Source organism: Mesorhizobium sp. M0854 (assembly GCF_040319815.1).
Lineage (GTDB): Bacteria > Pseudomonadota > Alphaproteobacteria > Rhizobiales > Rhizobiaceae > Mesorhizobium.
On the sequence record NZ_JAMYOL010000012.1, the window covers coordinates 102,588 to 119,810 of the forward strand.

15 protein-coding genes are annotated in these 17,223 nt (G+C 62.3%); 6 read left to right on the plus strand and 9 right to left on the minus strand.

Annotation, left to right across the window (positions count from 1 at the left end; genetic code table 11):
• Window positions 1-32: 32 nt before the first annotated feature.
• Complete coding sequence (locus tag NKH99_RS19785; RefSeq protein ID WP_352448960.1) at window positions 33-488, plus strand: macro domain-containing protein; 456 nt, start codon at window positions 33-35, stop codon at window positions 486-488.
• Between the two features lie 41 nt (window positions 489-529).
• Here NKH99_RS19785 and NKH99_RS19790 read toward each other — a convergent pair whose 3' ends face one another.
• From NKH99_RS19790 to NKH99_RS19805, 4 genes are read right to left on the minus strand one after another with little or no spacing between them, the layout of a single operon-like run.
• Window positions 530-1,183 (minus strand): ABC-type transport auxiliary lipoprotein family protein, encoded by a 654-nt coding sequence (locus NKH99_RS19790; protein WP_051406244.1) that lies wholly within the window; start codon window positions 1,181-1,183, stop codon window positions 530-532.
• A gap of 37 nt (window positions 1,184-1,220) precedes the next feature.
• Window positions 1,221-2,594: an MlaD family protein gene (locus NKH99_RS19795; RefSeq protein WP_353015085.1), complete on the minus strand. Its 1,374-nt coding sequence runs from the start codon at window positions 2,592-2,594 to the stop codon at window positions 1,221-1,223.
• A 13-nt stretch (window positions 2,595-2,607) separates the two neighbouring features.
• Window positions 2,608-3,426: an ABC transporter ATP-binding protein gene (locus tag NKH99_RS19800; protein WP_352613792.1), complete on the minus strand. Its 819-nt coding sequence runs from the start codon at window positions 3,424-3,426 to the stop codon at window positions 2,608-2,610.
• Window position 3,427: 1 nt separating this feature from the next.
• Complete coding sequence (locus NKH99_RS19805) at window positions 3,428-4,612, minus strand: ABC transporter permease (RefSeq protein WP_352540617.1); 1,185 nt, start codon at window positions 4,610-4,612, stop codon at window positions 3,428-3,430.
• Between the two features lie 78 nt (window positions 4,613-4,690).
• On the opposite strand from NKH99_RS19805, the gene dgcA reads away from it, so the two are divergent.
• Complete coding sequence (dgcA, locus tag NKH99_RS19810; RefSeq protein WP_352770334.1) at window positions 4,691-5,674, plus strand: N-acetyl-D-Glu racemase DgcA; 984 nt, start codon at window positions 4,691-4,693, stop codon at window positions 5,672-5,674.
• Here the strand turns inward: dgcA and NKH99_RS19815 are convergent.
• On the minus strand, window positions 5,645-6,862 hold the full coding sequence (locus tag NKH99_RS19815; RefSeq protein WP_352540619.1) for an MFS transporter: 1,218 nt from the start codon (window positions 6,860-6,862) through the stop codon (window positions 5,645-5,647). The genes dgcA and NKH99_RS19815 overlap by 30 nt on opposite strands.
• 127 nt (window positions 6,863-6,989) lie before the next feature.
• Window positions 6,990-7,778 (minus strand): UDP-2,3-diacylglucosamine diphosphatase, encoded by a 789-nt coding sequence (locus NKH99_RS19820; protein WP_353015087.1) that lies wholly within the window; start codon window positions 7,776-7,778, stop codon window positions 6,990-6,992.
• 153 nt (window positions 7,779-7,931) lie between these two features.
• Between NKH99_RS19820 and NKH99_RS19825 the strand changes: the two genes are divergently transcribed.
• From NKH99_RS19825 to NKH99_RS19835, 3 genes are all read left to right on the plus strand, one after another.
• Window positions 7,932-8,711 carry an SDR family oxidoreductase gene (locus tag NKH99_RS19825; protein ID WP_352682914.1) on the plus strand — a complete coding sequence of 260 codons (780 nt, stop codon included), beginning with the start codon at window positions 7,932-7,934 and terminating at the stop codon, window positions 8,709-8,711.
• A gap of 126 nt (window positions 8,712-8,837) precedes the next feature.
• Window positions 8,838-9,275 carry a hypothetical protein gene (locus tag NKH99_RS19830; protein ID WP_352471736.1) on the plus strand — a complete coding sequence of 146 codons (438 nt, stop codon included), beginning with the start codon at window positions 8,838-8,840 and terminating at the stop codon, window positions 9,273-9,275.
• A gap of 227 nt (window positions 9,276-9,502) precedes the next feature.
• On the plus strand, window positions 9,503-11,827 hold the full coding sequence (locus tag NKH99_RS19835) for an NADP-dependent malic enzyme (RefSeq protein ID WP_352682916.1): 2,325 nt from the start codon (window positions 9,503-9,505) through the stop codon (window positions 11,825-11,827).
• Window positions 11,828-11,839: 12 nt separating this feature from the next.
• Here NKH99_RS19835 and NKH99_RS19840 read toward each other — a convergent pair whose 3' ends face one another.
• Window positions 11,840-12,460, minus strand: a complete 621-nt coding sequence (locus tag NKH99_RS19840) for a DUF1287 domain-containing protein (RefSeq protein WP_352613795.1) — start codon at window positions 12,458-12,460, stop codon at window positions 11,840-11,842.
• 267 nt (window positions 12,461-12,727) lie between these two features.
• On the opposite strand from NKH99_RS19840, the gene NKH99_RS19845 reads away from it, so the two are divergent.
• A complete protein-coding gene (locus NKH99_RS19845; protein WP_353015089.1) occupies window positions 12,728-13,912 on the plus strand; it encodes a DUF2865 domain-containing protein in 1,185 nt (394 codons plus the stop codon).
• Here the strand turns inward: NKH99_RS19845 and gltX are convergent.
• The gene (gene gltX / locus NKH99_RS19850) at window positions 13,830-15,203 is read right to left on the minus strand and encodes a glutamate--tRNA ligase (RefSeq protein ID WP_352471740.1); all 1,374 of its coding nucleotides are present in this window, start codon (window positions 15,201-15,203) and stop codon (window positions 13,830-13,832) included. The genes NKH99_RS19845 and gltX overlap by 83 nt on opposite strands.
• Before the next feature lie 133 nt (window positions 15,204-15,336).
• Window positions 15,337-17,142 (minus strand): ABC transporter ATP-binding protein, encoded by a 1,806-nt coding sequence (locus tag NKH99_RS19855; RefSeq protein WP_352613797.1) that lies wholly within the window; start codon window positions 17,140-17,142, stop codon window positions 15,337-15,339.
• Window positions 17,143-17,223: the final 81 nt, after the last annotated feature.

The window sequence follows — 17,223 nt, forward strand, 5'->3', positions numbered from 1 at the left end:
GCGCCCAGAGCAGAGGCCGGTATCTCGTGGCAATGCAGACAATTCGCGGTGATCTGCTTCAGCTTGCGCTCGACGGAACGTTCGATGTCATTGTGCATGGATGCAACTGCCAGTGCCAGATGGGCAAAGGAATTGCTCTTTCCATAAAGCAGCGTTTTCCCGAAGCATATGCTGCGGATTGCGCGACATTGAAGGGTGACCCAGCCAAGCTGGGAAGCATATCCGTTGCCGAAATCAAGCGAGGCAGCCGCATTTTCCATGTTGTCAACGGCTACACTCAGTTCCATTGGCAGGGCAAAGGCGTGAAAGCCGACTACCAGGCAATTCGAAAAGTCATGCAGGCCGTCAAAGGTAAATTCGCGGGCAAAAGAATCGGCTACCCGAAAATTGGCGCAGGGCTGGCTGGAGGTGATTGGGAAACCATAGCCTCAATCATCAACGATGAACTCGCGGGCGAAGATCATACGCTTGTCGAATACGCTCCGTGAGCTGCTTCGGTCTCCAGCCGCCTCACAGCAGCTAGCCCGGTTCAGATCACGGTGTCCGTCCAGCGGACGATTTGCCCGGCCGCATCGCCGAACGCGGCATCGAGCGCGCCGACATAGGCCTGGTTGCCATTGCCCGAAACGGGCGCGATGGCGCTAAACGTCTTCGAAGCGCGCACTTCACCGTTGCGGTCATTCAATAGGCGCACGAACAGCTCGACCTCGGCATGTTCGCCGCCATCGACACGCACCTCAAACGAGCGGATCTCAACGATCACCTGATAGTCGATCGCCAGCCCCTCGCCTGGCTTGCCGACGCCGGTGAAGCTGCCCGAGCGCTGGAACGTCTCTGCCAGCCGCGCCTGTACGATCATCGGCAGCCGGTCGGCCCATTGCGCGCCCTTGAGATACTGGATCGATCGCGGCGATGGCTTGATGACGATGTTCTGGCTGTCCAGCGCCTTGAGCGCCGATGGCTGGGCGATGAGGATCTGGCGGCGGCTGTGGGCACGCGCTTCCAGCGACGGCGCCGAAAGCTCGAACGTATCCAGCGGCGCCGGCTTGCCGCCCAGCGCCGCGCAGCCGGCGAGCGAAAGCGCCAGCAGTGCCGCTCCGGCCTTGAACCCACTCGATCTGACGCTGCCTGAACTGATCGACTTCAAACGCGATCCCCCCCGGATCGTGGAAACAACGCGCATCCGCAAGCTATGTTCTTGCGGTGGGCGCAGGCCGAAGTCAACGGCGCACCCTGCCGTCGAACTGCCGGACCTCACCCTCGCCGCCGGACAGGATCCGCTGTGGATTGCGGCTGAGGTCGGTCACCGCCTCTTCGATGCGGTTGATCGAACGACGGCTGTCCTGGACCAGCGATTCGACGTTTTGCAGCCCCTGTCCCGAGAACCGCGCCAGATTGTCGGTGATGGTGCCGAGGCGGGCGTTCAGCGTGTCGGCGACCTGCTTGAACGATTTGAGCGTCGCCCTGGCATCGGCCATGACGCCGTCGGCCTGACCGGAGCCGAGCAGTTTGTCGACCTTGGCAAGGATACCGTCGACTCGCACCGAGGCATCGTTGAGGCGTCCTGCGAGCTGGTGCGCGTCTTTGATGGTTTCATCGATGTCGTCGGCTCGGCTGGCGAACTTGTTGGTCACCTTGGCGATGTCGGCGGCAGCCTCGTTGGCGTTTTCGCTGGCCTTTTGGATATTGGCAAGCGCGGTGCGAACCTCAGCCGGATCGATGCCGTCGAGAACGCCGTCGACCTTGGCCAGCGTGCCTTGCGTCTTCTGGGCGAAGTCGTTGATCGAGCCGACCGCGGTGTCCACGTTCTTGATGACCGTGTCGAACTGCTTGCTGGTTTCCTTGAGGTTGGAAGTGACTGTGTCGACATTGGCGACGATGCTCTTGATCTGGTCCTTGTCGACGGCGTTGAGTAGCCCTTCCGCCGCCTTCAGGGTGCCGTCGAGCTTGCCCGAAACACCCTTCAGTTCGTCCGCCAGCGAGCTGACGCTGGCCAGGAACTTGTCGACGCCGTCCGCATTCCTGGCCAGTGCATCGGAGAAGGTCTGGACATTGTTGACGGTTTGCGTCAGCGGCCCGCGAACATCCTTGGTGAAGCCTTCGAGCTCCGAAAGGACCTTGTCGGCGCGGGTGAAGATGTTCTGCGCCGTCTGCAGCAGGTTGGTGACCGCCGACGGATTGGCGACGATCTCGGCGACACGGCCTTCCTTTTCAGCCTCGTCGAGAAGTTTTGGCTCCTTGGGGTCGGCGCCCTTGAGCTCGATGTTGGCCTGGCCGGTGAGGCCGGCAAGCCCGATATCGGCCTGCGTCGACTTGGTGATAGGTGTATTCCGGTCTATTTCGGTGTCGGCGATAGCAGCGGTCGGATTGTCGACGTCGATATAGACACGGCGCACGTCGCCGACTTTGACGCCATTGAACAGCACGAAACTGCCACGGCCGAGCCCCGAAGCGGAGCCTGGAATGCGCACGCGCAGCACCGTCGTCTCACCCTTTTCGCCGATTGCCGCCGTCCAATAGACGAAAGCGAAAGCCGCGAGGATCGCGGCCAGCGTGAAAATGCCGACAATGACGTAGTTGGCCCTGGTTTCCATTGCTCACTTATGGCTATGCGCGCGCCGCAAGATCAAGTTGCCGGGCGCGTTTTCCGCGGAAATAGGATTTTACCCAGGGTTCCTCGCTCCTGAGCATGTCGTCGATCGTGCCCTCGACCAGCACTTTCTTTTTGCCAAGCACCGCCACGCGGTCGCACGCCGTAAACAGCGTGTCGAGATCGTGCGTGACCATATACACGGTCAAATCCATCGTATCGCGCAGCTTGACGACCAATTCGTCGAACTCAGCCGCGCTGATCGGATCGAGCCCGGACGTCGGTTCGTCGAGAAAAACGATGTCCGGGTCGAGTGCCAGGGCGCGCGCCAGCGCAGCACGCTTGATCATGCCGCCCGAGAGCTCGGAGGGGAATTTCTGCGCCGCATCCGGCGGCAATCCGACCAGCTCGACCTTGAGCATGGCAAGTTCGTCCATCAGCTTCTTCGGCAAATCGAGATATTCGCGCATCGGCACCTGAACGTTTTCGAGGACCGTCAGCGCCGAAAAAAGGGCGCCATGCTGGAACAGCACGCCAAGCCGCATGTCGATGCGAAGGCGCTCCCTTTCGGTTGCCTTCTCGACGTCGACGCCGAACAGTTTGATTGTTCCCGATTGCTTGCGCGTCAAGCCAAGGATGGTGCGCAAGAGAACAGATTTGCCGGCACCGGAGGCACCGACGAAGCCGAGAATCTCCCCGCGCCAGATATCGAGCGACAGTTTGTCCAGAACGACCTGATCGGCGAACGACACCGTGACGTCGTGCGCCGACAGCACGATCTCGTCTTCTTTGGCTTTCGCCGCCACCTTGGTCGTGTTTGTGCCCGGCAGCGCCATCTCAGAACTCGATCGCTGCATAGAACATGGCGAAAAGCCCGTCGAGGATAATGACCACGAAGATCGACTTCACCACGGAGGCGGTCACATGCTGGCCAAGCGATTCGGCGCTGCCGCCAACCTTCATGCCCTCGACCGAGGCAATTATGCCGATGATCATGGCCATGAACGGCGCCTTGATCAGGCCGGCAAAGATGGTGCTGAGGTCGATTGCGACACGCAGCCGGTCGATGAACGCTGCCGGTGCAATATCGGAGTAGAGCCATGCAGCCAAAATGCCGCCGCCCAGTGCGGCAAAGTTGGCGATGATCGTCAGGCAAGGCAACGCGACGACCAGCGCGACGAGCCGCGGAAACACCAGCACGCCGATTGGATTAAGGCCGATCACCTTCAGCGCATCGACCTCCTCGCGCATCTTCATCGAGCCGATCTCGGCGGTGATCGCGCTACCGGAGCGGCCGGCGATCATGATCGCCGTCATCAAAACGCCGAGCTCGCGCAGGATCAGCACGCCGACCAGGTCGACGACGAAGATGTCGGCGCCGAAATAACTGAGCTGATAGGCGCCTTGCTGGGCGACGATCGCACCGACGATGGCCGACATCAGCACGACTACCGGTATAGCGCCGACACCCATGCGATCGATCTGGTTGAAGATCGCCGCCATGTTGACGGCATGGCCGCGGCCAAGCTTCATCTGAGAGCCGCGTATCGTGGCGCCGAGGATATTCATTGCGGCCAGGAAATCGTCGCGCATCTCATAAACGCGCCGACCTACCGCCTCGAGCCCGCGAATGATGAAGTTGGGCGGCTTTGCCGGACCTGATTCGGGCTCGCGACGAACGGCGTCCCCGACGGCGCCAAGCAGGATCGAGGCGATCTCGCTCTGCCCCTGCATCGTGATCTCGACGCCCTTTTTTTCGAAGCTGCTGACCAGGCGGTCGATCAGCCACGCCCCGGCAGTGTCCATCTTCTCGATTTGTGAAAGGTCGAGCGCCAGCGTCTTGAAGCCGCCGCGCTTCTCGATCTTGCGCATCTCGGCATCGACCAGCGCCACGGTACGTGTCGTCCAGGTTCCCGAGAAAGCGCAGCCGAGAACGTCGCCCTCCTCGCCGATCGCGATGCGCGGCTGGTGGTCGGGCTCCTTGGCAGGGCCGCTTGCGTCGCGTTTGCGGATGGTCAACATGGCGTCCTGTTTAGCCTGACGGGGCCGACCTGTCGATTTGCCGATATCCCCCTTGTTGCACAGCCGGAGCAGAAAAATATGGCGCGTGTCATTTCGGTCGAGGCCGAGCGCTTTCCGATAGCCGGGACCTTTACCATTTCGCGCGGCTCGAAGGCCGAAGCGGAGGTGATTTCCTGCGCCATCACCGAAAACGGCCGTACAGGACGCGGCGAATGCGTCCCTTACAAGCGCTATGGCGAGACCATGGAGGGTGTGCGCGACGCGATCGAGGCGATGCGCAGCGAGATCGCGCGCGGTATCAGCCGCATCGCCCTGCTCGATGCCATGCCTGCCGGCGCGGCACGCAACGCCATCGATTGCGCGCTCTGGGACCTGGAAGCGAAGATCAGCGGAACACCGGTGGCGCATACGATACGAACCGTTCCGTTACGACCGCTTGAGACGGCGTATACATTGTCGCTCGCCGAGCCGGAGGCGATGGCGGCGCAGGCCCGCGCCAACGCCCAGCGCCCGCTACTCAAGGTCAAGATCGGCCGCGACAACGACATCGCGCGCATCCGCGCAGTGACGGCGGCAGCACCCGACAGCCGAATCATTCTCGACGCCAATGAGGGCTGGAATGACGACAATATCGTCGCAAACCTCGCCTTTGCCGCCGAGCACGGTATCGCCTTGATCGAACAGCCGCTGCCGGCGGGACATGACAGTATTCTTCGCCACATCGCGCATCCGGTACCGATCTGTGCCGACGAAAGCGTGCACGAGGCGAAGGACCTTGAAGCGCTTGTCGGCCTTTACGACGCCGTCAACATCAAGCTCGACAAATCGGGTGGCCTGACCGCTGCACTCGTGCTTCGCGACCGCGCCCGGGAACTGGGTCTTGGTGTCATGGTCGGTTGTATGGTCGGCACATCGCTTGCGATGGCGCCGGCCGTGCTGTTGGCGCAGGATGCCGATTTCGTCGATCTCGACGGTCCGCTGCTGCTGGCCCGCGACCGCGTTCCCGGTCTCGTCTACCAAGGTTCGCTGGTGTCACCGCCCGAGCGGGCGCTGTGGGGCTGAACGCGCGGCAAGCCCGATCAGAGCCAGGCCCGTCAGGGCGATCGGGATCATCGCAAAGAAGCCATTCGCGCCGAAGCGGTCGTAAAGAGGACCGGAAATCAGCGTCGCCGCCGCCATGAAGAAGCCATTGGAGAAGTAGGCGATGCCTTGCGCCGCCCCGGTGCGTTCTTCCGCGACCGTCTCACCGATCATCTTTTGCAGGCCGATCAGCACCAGCGCCACCGAAACCGCGTGCAGCGTCTGGATCGCGAAAAACCCGCCAACGCCAAGCCCAAGCGGCCAGATCAGCGGAAAGGCGAACCAGCGCACGATCGCGCCAATGCCGGCAATCAGCATGATCGAGACGACCGAGAAGGAGGCGAAAGCGCGGGTGAAAACGACGAACATGCATATCTCGGCGACGACGCCCCACCCCCACAGAAGCCCGACAACCGAATCGCTGATGCCGATCGACTTCCAGTAGATCGACACGAAACCGTAGAGAAATGCGTGGCTGGCGGTGATGACGCCGACGCCTGTCGAAAAATAGAGGAAGTACCGGTTGAGGAGTTTCGGTGCCGATTGCTGGATATCGGCGGCCGAAAGCGGCGAGGCGCGGCGTGGACGGCCGAGGCGCGGCGCAATCAGTCCGGCGGCTAGCGCGGCACACAGCGCCGCGAAGATGATCACCGGGACAGCCTGGGCACCGCTCGCCGACAGGATGAAACCGCCGGCGAGATTGGCGCAGAGATAGGAGATCGAGCCCCATTTGCGCATGCTTGCGTAATTCGAGCCGAAGCGGCGAACACCTGAAAGGGCGAGCGAATCGGCAATCGGCGAATGCGGCGTCCAGACGACCGTCAGGGCCAGCGACACGGCAAGTACCGTTGCGTAGGTCGGCGGCAGGAGGTAGCCGGCGGACAGGATCAGCGATGCGGCGACCAGCGCAACATAGACATTGGCGCGGTCGCTCGCTTTGTCTGCCAGCGCAGTAAGAAAAGGCGTCGTCGCCACGCGCAGGAACATCGGCGCGGCGAGGATCACGGCTATCTGTTCGGCATGGAACCCCTTCGCCTGCAGCCACAGCGGGAAATACGGCACATGCGTCCCGAGCGGAACAAAGAGCGTAAAGAAGATCAAGCTCATGCGCAGTTCGAAATGGCGTGGCTTGACGAGCTGTTCGGGCGAAAGCGGCGGCAGCGAGGACATTGACAGGCGATCCGTCGGCACGGCATTCAGCCGGGTCGGCCCGCCACACCTGCCGCTGCTTAACACGGCGAAAAAGTCGATGAAACCGCTGGACTAACCGATTGAAGCGAGATGCGGCCGGATTTGGTCAAGCCGCCTGGACTGCCCTGCCCTTGATGTCGATCGGCACGAGCACCTCGCTGCCGACCGGAGTCTCCGGCAGGACATGCGCCCAGTGCAGGATCTCCATCCTGCCGTCAAAATGCTCGACCACCGCCGTGCAGCTCTCCACCCAGTCGCCCGTGTTGATGTATTGCACGTCCTCATAGCTTTCGATCGCGGCATGGTGGATGTGCCCGCAGATCACGCCGTCGACATGCGAGCGGCGCGCCTCCTCGGTCAGCACGGTCTGGAACGAGCCGATGAAATTCACCGCCTTCTTGACCTTGACCTTGGCCCAGGACGAGAACGACCAGTAAGGTAGGCCGAGCACCTGGCGCAGACGTGTGATGACGCGGTTGAGCAGCATCGCCGCGTCGTAGGCATAGTCGCCGAGATAGGCCAGCCAGCGCGCATTATGGACGACGGTGTCGAACTGGTCGCCATGGATGACAAGAAGGCGTTTGCCGTCGGCGGTCTCGTGGATGGCGCGGTCGGCGACGACAATGCCGCCGAAATGAACGCCCTGGAACTGTCGCGCGAACTCGTCATGGTTGCCGGCGATGTAGGTGATGCTGGCGCCCTTGCGCGCCTTGCGCAGCAATTTCTGGATCACGTCGTTATGGCTTTGCGGCCAATGCCAGCTTCGTCTCAGGCGCCAGCCGTCGACGATGTCGCCGACGAGATAGATGATATCGGCATCGTGATGGCGCAGGAAATCGATCAGGAATTCGGCCTTCGCCGCCTTCGATCCGAGATGGACGTCGGAGATGAACATGCTGCGGAAAGTGCGAGGCTCTGCGCCGGACATCATTTGTCACCGTTGCTTTCGCCTGAGCCTATGCCCCGATTCATGCAACAACCGTATGACGGTTGCGATTGGTCCAGCCATCCGGATAGGTTGCCGCGGCAATCAGAGGAGAAAATCACCATGGATCTCGGCATTCGCGGCAAGAAGGCCATCGTCTGCGCTTCGAGCAAAGGCTTGGGACGCGGCTGCGCCATGGCACTGGCAGAGGCAGGTTGCGATCTGGTGATCAATGGCCGCAACGCCGACGTGCTGGCCAAAACCGCCGCTGAACTGCGCGAGAAATTCGGCGTCAAGGTGACCGAAATCGTCGGCGACGTATCCAAGCCCGATGTCCAGAAGGCGCTGCTTGCCGCCTGCCCCGATCCCGACATCCTCGTCAACAACAATGGCGGTCCGCCGTTTCGCGATTTCCGCGCGCTCGACCGCGAAAAGATCCTCGAGGGCGTCACCCAGAACATGGTGACCCCTGTCGAACTGGTTCAGGCCGTGATCGACGGCATGGCGGCGCGCGGCTTCGGCCGCATCGTCAACATCACCTCGCTGTCGGTCTATGTGCCTATCCCCGGCCTCGACCTGTCGTCCGGCGCCCGCGCCGGCCTCACCTCGTTCCTCGCCGGCGTCGCGCGCACGGTGGCCGACCGCAACGTGACGATCAACAACATGCTGCCAGGCAAGCTCGACACCGACCGGCTGCGTGATCCGAAGGAGGCCGGCACGCCCGAAGATCCGGCAGCGGCCGCCGCGCGCAAAGCGCAAGCAGCAGCCAACGTTCCGGCCAAACGGCTCGGTACACCGGAGGAATTCGGCCAGATCTGCGCCTTCCTGTGCTCGGTCCATGCCGGTTACCTGACCGGTCAGAACATACCGGTCGACGGCGGCCTCTATGTCAGTGCGTTCTAGCGAGAATCCAATGCTCAATGCCCACTGAATAGTGGGAGACGACCTCAAAAAGGGCGCCCAGTTCACAAGAACTAGGGTTAGTCCGCATGCTATGTCCTGCCTCGCAAATGAAAATGAGACCGGCGAATGGCGTCTATTTATCGCTTTGTTGCGCAAAAACTGCTGTCGCACGGGGTTCGAGACACGGCCGACGGCAACCTTGCAATTACCGACCGGAGATTGTTCCTTGACTTCGTTCGTCTAGAACGAGCGGTTAGGCTAGAGGATTTCGCCACAGTCCAGTCTGCGGTGGTGGCGATTGAAAATCGTTGCTTATCAATGGGTAAACGTCATATCGCGGTGTTTGCATACATGTATCTCAGGTTTTCGGATGCGGCCCCAAAGTTTACTCACCTGGACATCGAGCTTGAGGAAGAAGGAGGTATCCGCCGAACAGTCGACTACCGGCGTAGGGTGTCGTCGACAGAGCGACTTGTCGGCGAGTGGGCTGCCGCTTGGTACGATCGCTATTCCAAGAGTTTCTTTCGTGCACTTTATAGGAGCAACAGCCCCACAGCGAACTAGCGAAAGAATACCTAATCGTCCGCAAACCACACCTGAAGCAGACATTCGGCTCGCAGCTCGCTCCAGCAACGCGCCTATCGCCCCAACATTTCAATGGCAGACCGTACAGGCCGGCGGGCGGTGCAAGCCGTAAGCTCGCGCTTGCGACATATCACCTCTCGAAAAGCCTCGGCTGCATGCTAAGAGACTCAAAACATCAAACGGACTGAACTGAGGAGGCGGCCGTCATGACAGGCGAAAGCAAGAAGGCGGCTCGATCCGACCTCGACGAAGCAGCGCTCTATTTCCATAAGCACCCCCGTCCCGGAAAGCTGGAAATCCAGGCGACGAAGCCACTGGGCAATCAGCGCGACCTGGCGCTTGCCTATTCGCCGGGTGTAGCTGCCCCCTGCCTTGAAATCCGCGACGACCCGGCAACCGCTGCCGACTATACAGCCCGCGCCAATCTGGTCGGCGTTGTCACCAACGGTTCGGCGGTGCTGGGCCTCGGCAATATCGGTCCGCTCGCCTCCAAGCCGGTGATGGAAGGCAAGGCGGTGCTGTTCAAGAAATTCGCCGGCATCGACGTTTTCGACATCGAGATCGATGCACCGGGCATCGAGCGCATGGTCGAGACGATCTCGGCACTGGAGCCGACCTTCGGCGGCATCAACCTGGAAGACATCAAGGCGCCTGAATGCTTCGAGGTCGAGGAGCAGTTGAAAGCGCGCATGGGCATACCGGTCTTCCATGACGACCAGCACGGCACCGCCATCATCGTCGCTGCCGCCGTGCTCAACGGGCTGGAATTCGCCGGCAAGTCGATCTCGGACATCAAGATCGTCACGTCGGGCGCAGGTGCTGCGGCGCTCGCCTGCCTCAACCTTCTGGTCTCGCTCGGCGCGCGGGTCGAAAACATCTGGGTCACCGACCGGTTCGGCGTCGCCCATAAGGGCCGCGTCGAGGAGATGGACCGCTGGAAAGACCCTTATGTGAAGGACACCGAGGCGCGCGCGCTGGCCGACGTTCTGCCCGGCGCCGACGTGTTTCTCGGCCTGTCTGCCGCCGGCGTGCTGAAGACGGAATTGCTGCACCACATGGCGCCCAAGCCGTTGATCCTGGCGCTGGCCAACCCCAATCCCGAGATCATGCCGGAAGCGGCACGGGCGGCGCGACCCGATGCGATGATCTGCACCGGCCGCTCCGATTTCCCCAATCAAGTCAATAACGTACTCTGTTTTCCTTACATCTTCCGTGGCGCGCTGGATTGCGGCGCAAGTGCCATCAACGAAGAGATGAAAATGGCCGCCGTTCGGGCGATCGCAGCGCTTGCCCGCGAAGAGCCGTCCGACGTTGCCGCGCGCGCCTATTCCGGCGAGACGCCGATCTTCGGCCCGGAGTTCCTGATCCCCTCGCCTTTCGATCCGCGGCTGATCCTGCGCATTGCCCCCGCCGTTGCCAAGGCAGCCTGCGAGACCGGCGTCGCGACCCGGCCGATCACCGATTTCGCCGCCTATATCGACAAGCTGAACCGCTTCGTCTTCCGCTCCGGCCTGGTCATGAAGCCCGTGTTCTCGATGGCCAAGACGTCAAGCGCCAAGCGCGTCATCTATGCCGACGGCGAGGACGAGCGCGTGCTTCGCGCCGCGCAGGTCGTGCTCGAGGAAGGCATAGCCGAACCGATCCTGATCGGCCGCCCGCACGTCATCGAGGTGCGGTTGAAACGCTATGGGCTGCGCATCAAGCCGGGCGTCGATTTCGGCCTGATCAACCCGGAAGATGATCCGCGTTACCGCCACTATGTCGACCTTTTGATCGAGCTTGCCGGCCGCCGTGGGGTGACTACGGAAGCGGCACGCACCATGGTGCGCACCGACAATACGGTGATCGCCGCCCTTGCCCTGAAGCGCGGCGACGCCGACGCCATGGTCTGTGGCCTTGAGGGCCGTTTCGAGCGCCATTTGCGCAACGTCACGCTGATCATCGGGCCACGCGCCGGCATTAGGGATCGCGACCTGTCGACGCTTTCCATGCTGATTTCGCAGCGCGGCATTATTTTCCTCACCGATACCCATGTCTCCGTCGATCCGACCGCCGAGGAGATTGCGGAGATGACCGTTCTGGCGGCCGAGGAGATTCAGCGTTTTGGCATCGAGCCCAAGGCAGCCCTGCTTTCGCATTCGGATTTCGGCTCCCGCGATTCGCCAAGCGCCATGAAGATGCGGCAGGCGGCGGCGATCCTGGCGCGCATCGCGCCCGACCTGCAATGCGACGGCGAGATGCATGCCGACTCGGCACTGTCGGAGCAGCTGCGCCAGCGCGTCTATCCGCATTCGCGGCTGAAGGGCGAAGCCAATCTGCTGGTGTTCCCCAATCTCGATTCGGCGAACATCACGCTGACCGCGCTGCGCACGATGATGGACGCGCTGCATGTCGGCCCGATCCTGCTCGGCACCGACAGCCCGGCGCACATATTGACGCCGTCGGTGACGTCGCGCGGTGTCGTCAACATGACCGCACTGGCAGTGGTCGAAGCCGCGCATAAGGCGCAAGCCATCGTCGAGCTGGGCTAGCCATGGGCCTTCTCAGATTGGCTTGAACCGGAAATGCCCTGTCTGCCTGAAGGCAGACAAAGTGTCCTCTTCCCTGGCGCCGCCGCCGATATTGTGAATGACCAGTCTTCTTGTCGGTACCAATGTGGAGCGATTGGACGACACGATGGCAATATGCGGCAGATTGCCGGGCAGCATCTGGGCGACGAGATCCCCAGGCCGATAATCGGCGGGGTCTTGGCTGACGGGCAAGGCGGCACCGCGCCGCTCGAAATAGACCGCAAGATTGGGCACACGGCGGTGGTCGATGTTGCGGTCCGGCGCTTTCAAGCCCCAAGCCTTCGGATAGGCGGCAAAATTGGCCCGCATATCCTCATGCACCAATTTTTGCAGGTCGAGATCGAAGGCGCGGCGATAGGCACGGATCACGACATCCGTGCACACACCCCGCTCGGGCTCAACGTCCCCGCCCGGATAGGCCAGGCGTGTATAGGTCGGATCGTAGAGTGTGGTGACGCCGATCTGCTCACGGGCAGCTTCGACCAATTTGGTACCCCAATCCGGCGTGATGGGCTTTTCCTGCGCCAAGGCAACCGGCATCGCCAGGCACAAAAGACCAAATTGCAGTGCGGCTCGACGGGTAATCGCGGTCATGCCAAGCCTCCGGGCGTTACTGAATCCAGGCATTCTTCTAGGCGAATACGCCTTTTTTCGTGCAACGCCAGGATGTCGCGGTTCTGGTTCTGTCGGAATATGTCGTGTGGCGTGGTCGATATGACAGCACCGGTCGTGATCGAAGCCGCGCACTGGCGCAAGCCATCGCCGATTTGGGCTGAAGCTGGAATCGGCGGTATGCTAAACAAACGATTAACCGCAAGCGCGGTAGCTTTCTGAACGACAGGCAGGCGGAGTTTCGGAGGGATGACGGGCGCATGTTGGAAGCTGACGCGTGCCGCCGCGCTGCTCGGTGCCCTGCTAATGTGCGACATTGCCGTCACTCAGGCGCGGGCCGCTCCGCGCCTCTGCCGCCAGCTTGAAGCCGATCTTGCCGCCGCTTCTCGTGGTGGCGGCGGCAAACCGGCTTTGCTCAGGAAATATGACGACGCAATCGTCCGGCAGCGCCAGCAGATTTCAAAGGCCGTCAGCCAGGCCAGCAGCGCCGGCTGCGGCTTTTCGCTGTCTCGCCGCAACGCCAACGCATGCGCAGCTCTCGACGCCACCATCGATCGCATGGCAGCCAATCTCGACGCCCTGCAGGCCAAGCGCGGCGACCTTGCCGGCGGTGGTTCGCGACGTGATCGTGCGCGCATATTGACGTTGCTTGACGCCAATGGCTGCCGCGATGATGCGGCGGCGCGGACGCCCGCGCCGGTCCGCGAAGCCAACCGTGAAAACGGCAAGCGAAACCTGCTCGACCAGCTTTTGGGCAGTCAGCCCGAAGAGGCCGACCAGGCTGAAGAACTGAGCCAGCCGGGCAACATCCGCACCGTGCTCAACAGCGCCGACATGGGCCAGCCCCAAGGCGAATTCCGCACCATGTGTGTGCGGACCTGCGACGGCTATTTCTTCCCGATGTCGAATGCTGCCTCGCTGGGCGATTTCGAGCGCGATCAGAAGAATTGCGAATCGAGCTGCCCCGGCACCGAGATGCAGGTTTTCTACACGCGCGGCGTGAACAGCGATTCGGCGTCGATGACGTCTTCGGTGACGGGCAGGCCTTATATCGAACTGCCGACGGCCTACCTCTACAAGCAATCCGACATGCCGCGGCCGCCGACCTGCGGCTGCAACGCCGCGCAGAATTTCGAGATCATCGCCGGCAACCCGCCAACCCGGGAACAATCCGAGGCGAATGTAGAGAGTACCCCGTTCATTCCGCTGCCGGTTGCCAGGCCTGATCCGGGCGCCGACCCGGAGACCTTGGCCAATGCAGAAGGCGGCCTCGACCGTGGGGCGATCAGACGCCTTGCTGTCAAACCTGTGCCCTCGCCGACATCGCTGCCGCCGCCGGAGCAGCGCAAGGTCAGGGTCGTCGGGCCAACGTTCCTTCCCGACCCAGCAGCGGCAACAGATCTGCAAGCTCCGGACCCGAAGGCTGTCCCGTAAGCGCCAGCCTGAGCGGCATGAACAGCGCCTTGCCCTTACGGCCGCTCGCCGCTCGGATCTTGCCCGTCCAGTCCTTCCAGACGGTGCCGTTCCAAGGCTCTTCCGGCAGCAACTCGAATGCCTGGCGAAGAAAGTCGCGGTCCTCGTCGGAAAACTCCGCCGGCTCCTCTGGACCGTCTCGAAGCGTACGCCACCAGATCGCCGCATCGGCCAGCCTGTCGAGATTGCCGCGCACGGCCAGCCAGAAAGACTCGGCCTGTTCGCCGGAGATGCCGAGCACGATCAGCCGGTCGCGCGCCTCGGAAAACGGCATGTGATGCAGCAGCGTGCGGTTGAGCACGAAGAGTTCGTCCGGGTCGAATTTGGCGGCGGATTTCGATGTTGCAGCCGGATCGAAGCGCTCGACTAGCTCGGCCATCGTTGGCACCGCCACGACGTTTTCCGAGGTGCCGACGAGCACCGCCAGCGAAGCGATCGCCATCGGCTCGATGCCGCTCTCACGCAGGCTCTGGATGGACAGCGCGCCGGTGCGCTTCGAAAGTCCCTCGCCTGATGCCGTTGTCAGGAGATTGTGGTGGCCGAACACCGGCGGCTCCGCGCCAAGTGCTCGGAACAGGGCTATCTGGACGCCGGTATTGGTGACGTGGTCGTCGCCGCGAATGACATGGCTGACGCCCATGTCGATGTCGTCGACAACCGAAGGCAATGTGTAGAGGTAGGTGCCGTCCTCACGCCGCAGAACCGGGTCTGAAAGCGAGGCGAGGTCGACGGTCTCTTCGCCGCGCACCAGGTCGTTCCAGTGGATTTCGGTGCGCTCCGGCTGTAGCGGATCGCTGCTGAAGTTGGGCAGCAGAAAGCGCCAGTGCGGCCGCCGGCCATCGGCCTCATATTCCGCCACCTGCTCGGGTGCCAGCGTCAGCGCCTCGCGGCCATAGACTGGCGGCAGGCCACGCGTGCGGCGCACCTTGCGCCTCAGGTCGAGCTCTTCAGGCGTCTCATAGCAAGCATAAACGAGGCGCGCCTCCTTCAGCCTCTCCAGTGCGGCATCGTAGATTTCGACCCGCCGCGACTGGTACTCCGTGGCATCGGGGAAGATGCCCAGCCAATGCAGGTCATATAGGATAGCGTCGGAAAACTCCTGCGTCGAACGGGCGACGTCGGTGTCGTCGAAGCGCTGGATGAAGCGGCCTTTGTTCTTGATGGCGAACAGCCAATTGAACAAAGCGGTGCGCGCATTGCCGATATGGATGCGGCCGGTCGGTGACGGGGCGAAACGGACGGTAACTGTCATGAGCGGGGCGTACCGGATGGTTTTGCTGTTGACAAGACGCGCCCCCGCGCTCGGCGGCAGACATAGAACATGACAAAGGCGAAGAAAAGACTGCAGCGCCGCACGTCTATCAAGACGCGCGGCACCGCAACCGTCAGATCACCAGGCCTTTGGTCAGTTCAAGCGCCTGGCGTTCGAACAGCCGGCGGTAGATGCCGCCTTGCAGCCGGATCAGTTGGTCATGCGAGCCCTCTTCGACGATGCGGCCGCGATCGAACACCAAAAGCCTGTCCAGCGCCCGCACCGTCGACAGCCGGTGGGCAATGACCAGCGTCGTGCGGCCGACCATCAACCGCTCCATCGCCTGCTGGATCAGCACCTCCGATTCCGAATCGAGGCTCGACGTTGCCTCATCCAGGATGAGAATGCGCGCATCGGCAAGAAAGGCGCGTGCGATTGCAACGCGCTGACGCTCACCACCCGATAGCTTTACGCCACGCTCGCCGACCAGCGTGCCATAGCCTTTCGGCAAATTGGCAATGAAGTCATGCGCGCTGGCCAATCGCGCCGCGTGCTCGATCTCGGCCTGCGTGGCGGCCGGCCGAGCATAGGCGATGTTTTCGGCCAGCGACCGGTGAAACAGGATCGGCTCCTGCTGGACGATTGCGATCTGTGCGCGCAGCGACGCCTGCGCCACATTCGCAATATCCTGGCCGTCGATCAGGATATTGCCCGCAGTCACGTCATAGAGGCGCTGGATCAGCTTGACGAATGTCGTCTTGCCGGAGCCCGAATGGCCAACCAGCCCAACCCGTTCGCCCGGCGCGATGTCCACCGAAAAGTCGCGATAGAGCGGCAGGCGGTGGCTGCCATAGTGGAACGTGACATTGTCGAAGGTGATACGGCCATCGGTGATCCGGATCGGTTTGGCTCCGGGCCGATCCTCGATGCCGAGTGGTTCGGACTGGAAGTCGACCAGTTCCTCCATGTCGTTGATCGAGCGCTGCAGATTGCGGATATGTGTGCCGATGTCGCGCAGATAGCCTTGCAGCACGAAGAATGAGGTCAGCACGAAGGCGACATCGCCGGCGCTCGCCTGCCCCCACGACCACAACAGCAGGGAGAACCCGATGACCGCTGCCCTCAAAAGCAGCAGCATCGTCCCTTGCGTGGTGCCGTTGACGGTGCCTCGCATCCAGGTGCGGCGCGTGCGACCGCGCCATTTGGCGACGACCTCGGCAAGCCGCGTCTCCTCGCGTTCCTCGGCGCCAAAACCCTTGACCACGGCGTTGCAGCTTACCGCGTCGGCCAGCGAGCCGCCGAGCCGTGTATCCCACGCATTGGCAAGCCTTGCCGCGGGCGCGACATAGCCAAGCGACAGCATCGTCGTCACCGCGATGAACAGAACCGAACCGGTGGCGACGACAGCACCCATCAGCGGCCAGAACCAGCCAAGCAGCAGCGTCGAGCCGACGAGCATGACGACCGATGGCAGCAGCGCGATCAGGATCGTGTCGTTGAGCAGGTCGAGCGCCCACATGCCGCGCGTTATCTTGCGCACCGTCGATCCGGCGAAGCTGTTGGCGTGCCAGTCGGTGGAGAAGCGCTGGACGCGGTGGAAGGCGTCGGCGGCGATATCCGCCATCATCTTCAACGTCAGCTCGACAATGGCCATGAAGGCGAGATTGCGCAGCACGACACCGGTGAGCGCCAGGGCCACCAGCATCGAAAAGGCCGCTGTCGCCGCGTTCCACGCAACATCGTCGGCCGCAGCACTGCTGGCGACGGCATCCACCAGCCGGCCGGAATAGAGCGGCGTCAGCACGTCGGCCAAGGTCGACAGCAGGAATGTGCCCATAATGCCGGCAAGCCGCCACGGCTGACACCGCCAATGGCTGAGCGTGAAGCCAAGAACGCTGCGAAAGGCGCCCGCGCGCAAATCTATTCGAAAACGAGTCATGATGTCATTCGGGCGCAAACGAGCCCGATCCCACGAAAGTAGAAATTGAAAAACCGCGTCGGCGCCGTTTGGCGCCCGGAG